6 protein-coding genes and 1 pseudogene are annotated in these 6,056 nt (G+C 62.5%); 1 reads left to right on the top strand and 6 read right to left on the bottom strand.

Annotation, left to right across the window (positions count from 1 at the left end; all coding sequences use genetic code 11):
• Window positions 1-99: 99 nt before the first annotated feature.
• Window positions 100-470: pseudogene (locus tag J4F42_08125) on the bottom strand (IS3 family transposase).
• Between the two features lie 58 nt (window positions 471-528).
• Here J4F42_08125 and J4F42_08120 point away from each other — a divergent pair.
• On the top strand, window positions 529-1,425 hold the full coding sequence (locus J4F42_08120) for an alpha/beta hydrolase (protein MCE2485464.1): 897 nt from the start codon (window positions 529-531) through the stop codon (window positions 1,423-1,425).
• Here J4F42_08120 and J4F42_08115 read toward each other — a convergent pair.
• From J4F42_08115 to J4F42_08095, 5 genes are read right to left on the bottom strand one after another with little or no spacing between them, the layout of a single operon-like run.
• Window positions 1,410-2,078 (bottom strand): hypothetical protein, encoded by a 669-nt coding sequence (locus tag J4F42_08115; GenBank protein MCE2485463.1) that lies wholly within the window; start codon window positions 2,076-2,078, stop codon window positions 1,410-1,412. The genes J4F42_08120 and J4F42_08115 overlap by 16 nt on opposite strands.
• Window positions 2,079-2,120: 42 nt before the next feature.
• Window positions 2,121-3,446 carry an MFS transporter gene (locus tag J4F42_08110; protein ID MCE2485462.1) on the bottom strand — a complete coding sequence of 442 codons (1,326 nt, stop codon included), beginning with the start codon at window positions 3,444-3,446 and terminating at the stop codon, window positions 2,121-2,123.
• A 26-nt stretch (window positions 3,447-3,472) separates the two neighbouring features.
• Window positions 3,473-4,132, bottom strand: coding sequence for an endonuclease III (locus J4F42_08105; protein MCE2485461.1), 660 nt, complete (start codon window positions 4,130-4,132; stop codon window positions 3,473-3,475).
• 48 nt (window positions 4,133-4,180) lie between these two features.
• The gene (locus tag J4F42_08100) at window positions 4,181-4,831 is read right to left on the bottom strand and encodes a methyltransferase (protein ID MCE2485460.1); all 651 of its coding nucleotides are present in this window, start codon (window positions 4,829-4,831) and stop codon (window positions 4,181-4,183) included.
• Between the two features lie 46 nt (window positions 4,832-4,877).
• Window positions 4,878-6,053 (bottom strand): acyl-CoA dehydrogenase family protein, encoded by a 1,176-nt coding sequence (locus J4F42_08095; protein ID MCE2485459.1) that lies wholly within the window; start codon window positions 6,051-6,053, stop codon window positions 4,878-4,880.
• Window positions 6,054-6,056: the final 3 nt, after the last annotated feature.

Below are 6,056 nucleotides of genomic sequence, written 5' to 3'. Positions count from 1 at the left end.
ACGCGCCTCGCTCCTCTGTCCTTCTGCCCTTTTTCTATGATAACGGCAAGGGAGGACAAAATCTGACATGGAGACACGTGCAATGAAAACTTTCCTGTTGTGCCATTCGACACCGCGGGCCTGCTGCCATGTGAGCATGGCGTTCGAGGGCAGTGCCGTGCCGGTGTCGCTGACCCCCGTGCAGGGATAGTCTCGTATCGCCGCAACGCGGTCGAGCTCACGGGCAACGCGGATGCCGGGGATCGAGTTGTCTACCACCGTCGCCAGGCATTCCCGGCTGAAGTCGTCAATCACGCTCAGAATGCAGAACCGTCGTCCAGCGACCAGCGCTGGGTCGGCTCCTGCGGAATCGCCAGTCGTGCCTGCATCCCCAACGCCCGTTTCCGGCCACCCCGTTTACGCCCCGTTAGCCCTTCCTCCTTATAAAGCCTGTAGAGCTTCTTGTGATTCACTTCGATCCCCTCGCGCTCAGGATAGTTGCGACCCGTCCCCTCCACTGGCTACAATCCGGGCCAGAGAGGAACCCGTATGCCAGAACAACACATTATCGGACCGACTTCCCACTCCTTCTACTCCCAACGCCTCAAACTCCACTACGTTGACTGGGGCAATCCCGATAAGCCGCTGATGGCACTCATTCATGGCGGGCGGGACCACTGCCGCAACTGGGACTGGGTCGCCCAAGCCTTTCGGAACGACTATCACATCATCGCTCCGGACCTGCGCGGCCACGGCGACTCAGAGTGGGCCCGCGGCAGCGAATACTCCATGATTGAGCATGTGGTCGATATCGCCCAGCTGTTGGCCCAGACCGATCAGTTTCCGGTCACGCTGATCGGTCACTCGCTCGGCGGCGGAATCGTCCTCCAATACTCCGGGGTATACCCGGACCGGGTCAAAAAAGTCGTCGCCATCGAAGGGCTGGGTCCCCCGCCCAACATGCTGGCCGCCCAACCCAACACCGCTCAAGAGCGCATGCGGGTGTGGGTCTCCCAGATGCGCGATTTTGCCAGCCGGCTACCGCGCCGCTACAAAACTCTGGAGGAGGCCATTGAGCGCATGCGCGACGCCAACCCCCGGCTCAGTCGGGAGCAGGCCCACCATCTGACGCTGTACGGGGCCAATCGCAACGAGGACGGCAGCTATACCTGGAAGTTCGACAACTATGTGCGATCCCAGTCGCCCTACCGGTTCAATATGACCGACGCCCAGGATATCTGGGGGCGAATTACCTGCCCAACCCTGCTCCTGCGGGGCGCCGACTCGTGGGCGTCCGACCCGGAGCAGGACGGCCGGGCGGGCGCCTTTCGGCAGCCCAGCATCGTGACCGTGCCGAATGCCGGCCACTGGGTCCATCACGATCAGCTGGACCTGTTCATGCGCCAGGTCCGGCGCTTCTTGCAAGACGCTCAGGAGGCCAGCTGAATTGGCGAGACGACTTTTTCCTGCAACCAGGTCGAGAGGTCACGCAAGCTCTCGGCGTTGATCTGATGTCCCATCTCATACTCGCGATAGGTGAGGGGGACATTCACATTGCGCAGGATTTCAACCGACTGGCGGGCGCGACCGGCATCGACCAACTCATCCTGGCTACCGTGCTGAACGAGGACCGGCAGCTGTTCGGTGGCCGGCACATCCGGAAAGACGCTCAACAGATCCTTAGGCAGCCACGAACTCAGGGCGGCTAAGCCGGCATATCGTTCAGGTTCCCCCAGACCCAGGCTGTAGGCCATGACCCCGCCCTGGCTGAAACCTAGCAAGGCCAGTTTTTTGGGGTCAATGGGATAGCGCCCGAGTACCTCGGCCAGAAAGGTCTGGAGCTGCTCCCGGGCCTCAAGAACCGCCTGGACATTGACCGGTCCGGCGCCGGTGAGGGGAAACCAGCCGTAGCCGACCGCTCCGCCACCGATTGGCACCTGTATGGGGCCTTGGGGGCAGAGGACCAGAAACGTCCCGCCGCACAGATGGGGGGCCAGGCCCAGCAGGTCGAGCGCGTTGGCGCCCCAGCCGTGCAGGGTCAGCAGGGTCGGGTGTGGCCCGTCGCCCGGCGGCTCGTATACGGTGTGAATAAGATTCATGATGACTCCCTGTCAGTGCGCATTGAGATTGAGGAGGATTTTTCATGCTCCCGAGCTTTCTGCGCCGGCGCTCTCCTCAGCCCTCCTCTGCCTAATCCACTTTCGCACCCACGGCAAGAGCAAAAACGCGGGCCAAGCCAGGAAAAAGGTCGCCGTGAAATACGCCGCATAGCCCAGGCTCTCGGCCAGCACCCCAGAAAACGCGCCCGACACCGACCGGCTGAGGCCGAACAGTGCGCTCAGTAACGCGTATTGCGTGGCGGCGCGGGTCTTGTCGCAGATGTACATGAGAAAAGCCAGAAAGGGCGCGGTGCCCAGCCCGCCGCAGAACGATTCGACAACCGAGGCGGTGTACATCAAGGCTGCCGAGGGCGGCAGCGCGGCAGCGGCGGCGTAGACCAGATTGGATACGGCTTGGGCAGCGCCGAGGATCCACAAGGCTCGGAACAGGCCCCACCATTGGGTGAGCTTGCCGCCCAGCAGTGCGCCGAGGATGGTCGCCACAACCCCCAGCGTGCCGGGTACCGTCCCGATCTGCACGAGCGTGAATCCCCGGTCCACCCAGAAGGGACCCACCATTGGACCAAGAGCCATATCCCCGAGTTTGAAGCTCAGAATAAAGAGCCCGACATAGACCATGCCGGGACGTTGCCAGAAGCTCTGCAACGGACCGATGCACACCCGCCTGAGTTCCGCAAAGAGGAAACGTGTCCTCCAACTCCATGACCCCTGTTGACACGTTTCCTCTTTCTCCCAGTCGGCCAGCCGCGGACGTGGTCGCGTCAGCTCGGGCGCCCGACTGCTCAAGACAGCCGAAGCGGCCAGCACCAGCGCGGCCCCGACAAAGGCGACCGCCCAGCCGACCAGACCGGCCAGGGCGACAAAGACACCGCCGGTACAGATCAGGGCCAGCCGGTAGGTGGTGACGCGGATGCCGTTGGCCGGACCGATTTCCTCCTCATTGAGCAGCTCAATCGTATAGGCATCAATGGCGATGTCCTGGGTCGCCGACAAAAAAGGCAGGGCAATCAGGAGCGCCCAGCTGAGGCTGGTCAGCCGGGTAGGATCACACGCCAGCAGGAGGCAGATATCAAGCGCCAGCAGTCCCTGGCAGACAACAATCCAGGTCCGTCGCTTTCCGCGCAGGTCTACGGCCGGAGCCCAGACAAACTTGAGCGCCCACGGCAGGCCGGTCAGGCTGAGCAGGCCGATCTCTTCCAGACTCATCCCATGGGCGCGGAAGTAGACCGAAAACGGCAGTCCGACCGGAAGCCCCTGGGCAAAATACAGGATCGCCACCCAGGCCAGTTTGGTGCGGGTGGTGAGAAGAGGAAACGTGTCAACATCCTTCACGTGATTGGACGACACGTTTCCTCTTTCCGGCGGGGTGGGATTCAGCGGCGGCGTACAACCCCCAGTTTGTCGCAGTAGCGTTCCAGCGGGCACTGGCTGCACCGGGGCGAGGTCGGGTGGCAAATCGTCTGACCCAGGGCGACGAGGTGATCGTTGATCTCGATCCAGTACTGTGTGGGCAGCTTGTCGCGCAGGGCCATCTCTGTCTGCTCCGGGGTTTTTGTACGGACATAGCCCCAGCGGTTTGAGATGCGATGGACATGGGTATCGACGCAGATGCCGAGCTTCTGAAAGCCCTGGGTCAGGACCAGATTCGCCGTCTTGCGACCCACGCCTTTGAAGCCCACCAGCTCGTCAAGCTCATCCGGCACGTGTCCGTCGTACTCCTCGATAATGCGACGTGACACGTCGATGACGGTTCGGACCTTGGTTTTGTAAAAGCCGACCGGATAGATGGCGCGCTCGATCTGGTCGGGCGTCAGACGCAGCATCTGGTCGGGCGTGTCGGCCAGTGAGAAGAGACGCCGGGCGGCCGGCCCCGTGGTTTCGTCCTTGGTCCGCAGGCTGAGCAGGCAGGCAATGAGCACTTGGTAGGGATCGCGCGACAGGCTGGCCATATGGGTCACAACCGGAGCGTTCCAGTGCGGCGCCTCCCGCCGCAGGATGCGAAACACGCTGTGGATTGTTCGCTGGCTTACCATGCCGAGCCCTTCAAGGTGAACGATGATCTCTTCTTGATGCGGTGGTCATCATCGTTCACCTTGTCGCACCGTCACCAAGTGGACGGTCAGGGGAAGATTGTCTTCACGTTCCTGGACGGCCGTTCGCGTCCACGCCAGCCCCCGCGCGTCAAGCTGGCGGTAGAACTCGTCGGTATTGGTCCGATGAGCGTCGGCCAGCAGCGCGCTGCCGTCCGGCGTCAGATGCCGCAGCACAAAATCAATCAGGACTGGAAACAGGGGGCGGTCGTACACGATCTCGGCTCCCAGAATCAGCGAAAAGCGCTGCGCAAGGGTGTCATGGCTGAAGTCCAGCTGTTGGGTCCGATAGCCGCAGCAGCCGTTCAGCTCGGCGTTGGCGCGGGCAAAGGCCAGGGCCTGGGGTTCGTGGTCGGCAAAGGTCACCCGGCCGCCCTTGAGGCTGGCCACAATGCCGGTCAGGCCCAGCCCGCAGCCGAGGTCGAGGACGGATCGGTCGGCGCAGGCGACATGTTCCTCAACGTAGTTGGCCAGGCTGCGAGCGCCGGTCCACACCAGAGCCCAGTACGGCGGCTCGGGCGTATCGTCACGCAGCAGCGCGTCGCGGTCTATCCAGTCTTCGAGGTCCCTGACCTGCAACAGCCGTACCCGTCGCGTCCCAAAGAGGAAACGTGTCAACAGTTCATTGTGGTTTGACGACACGTTTCCTCTTCCCACCCGTTCGATGGACTCCGTCTTGGAGGCGGTCTTACTCAAACGCGCTCAGCCCCGTCACATCCCGGCCGATGGTCAGGCGGTGGATGTCTTCCGTCCCCTCGTAGGTATTGACCGTCTCCAGGTTCAACAGATGCCGAATGACCGGATAGTCATCGGTGATCCCGTTGCCGCCCAGGATGTCGCGCGCCAGCCGGGCAGTGTGCAGCGCCGTCGAGACGTTATTCATCTTGGCCATGCTGACCTGTTGGGGCCGCATGGTCCCGGCGTCCTTGAGCGTGCCGAGACGATGGGCCAGCAGCTGGCCCTTGGTGATTTCGGTAATCATGGTCACCAGTTTGGCCTGCACGAGCTGATAGCCGCCGATCGGCCGGGAGAACACGACCCGGTTTTTGGCATATTCCAGGGCCGACTCATAACACGCCATGGCCGCGCCCAGCGCACCCCAGGCAATACCGTAGCGCGCCTGGGTCAGGCACATCAGGGGTGATTTGAGGCCGCCGGTTTTGGGCAGCAGGTTGTCCTCGGGGATCCAGCAGTCTTCAAAAATCAACTCGGAGGTGACCGAGGCCCGGAAGCTGAACTTACCCGGAATGTCGCGGCGGGTGAAGCCCGCGCGTTCTTTCTCGACCAGGAAGCCACGGATCACGTCCGTGCCGTCCTCCTCAAGCTTGGCCCACACCACGGCCAGGTCGGAGATCGACCCGTTGGTGATCCAGCGCTTAGTGCCGTTCAGCACATAGCCGCCCCGCTCCCGGCGCGCCCGGGTGAGCATGCCGCTCGGATTTGAGCCAAAGTCCGGCTCGGTCAGCCCAAAGCAGCCGACCGCTTCGGCCGTGGCCAGGCGGGGCAGCCAGAATTTTTTCTGCTCATCCGAACCGAACTGAAAAATGGGATACATGACCAGCGAGGACTGCACGCTGGCAAACGAGCGCAGGCCGCTGTCACCCCGTTCCAGCTCTTGGCTGACCAGGCCATAGGCGATGTTATTGAGTCCGGCGCAGCCGTACTCGGTCGGTAGGGTCATGCCTAAAAAGCCGAGCTCACCCAAGCGGGGGATCAGCTCGGTGGGAAACCGGCCCTCACGGAAGCAGAGCTGGATGCGGGGCATGAACTCATCGTCAATAAAGCGCCGCGCCACATCCCGCACCAGACGCTCTTCCTGGCCGAGCAGGTCTTCCAGATTGTAGTAGTCGACGTCGATGCTCATACA

This window comes from Desulfurellaceae bacterium, from assembly GCA_021296095.1.
Taxonomy (GTDB): Bacteria; Desulfobacterota; Binatia; order Bin18; family Bin18; genus JAAXHF01.
Note: the sequence above shows the minus strand (reverse complement) of the source record. Positions and strands in the feature narration are given on the sequence as shown.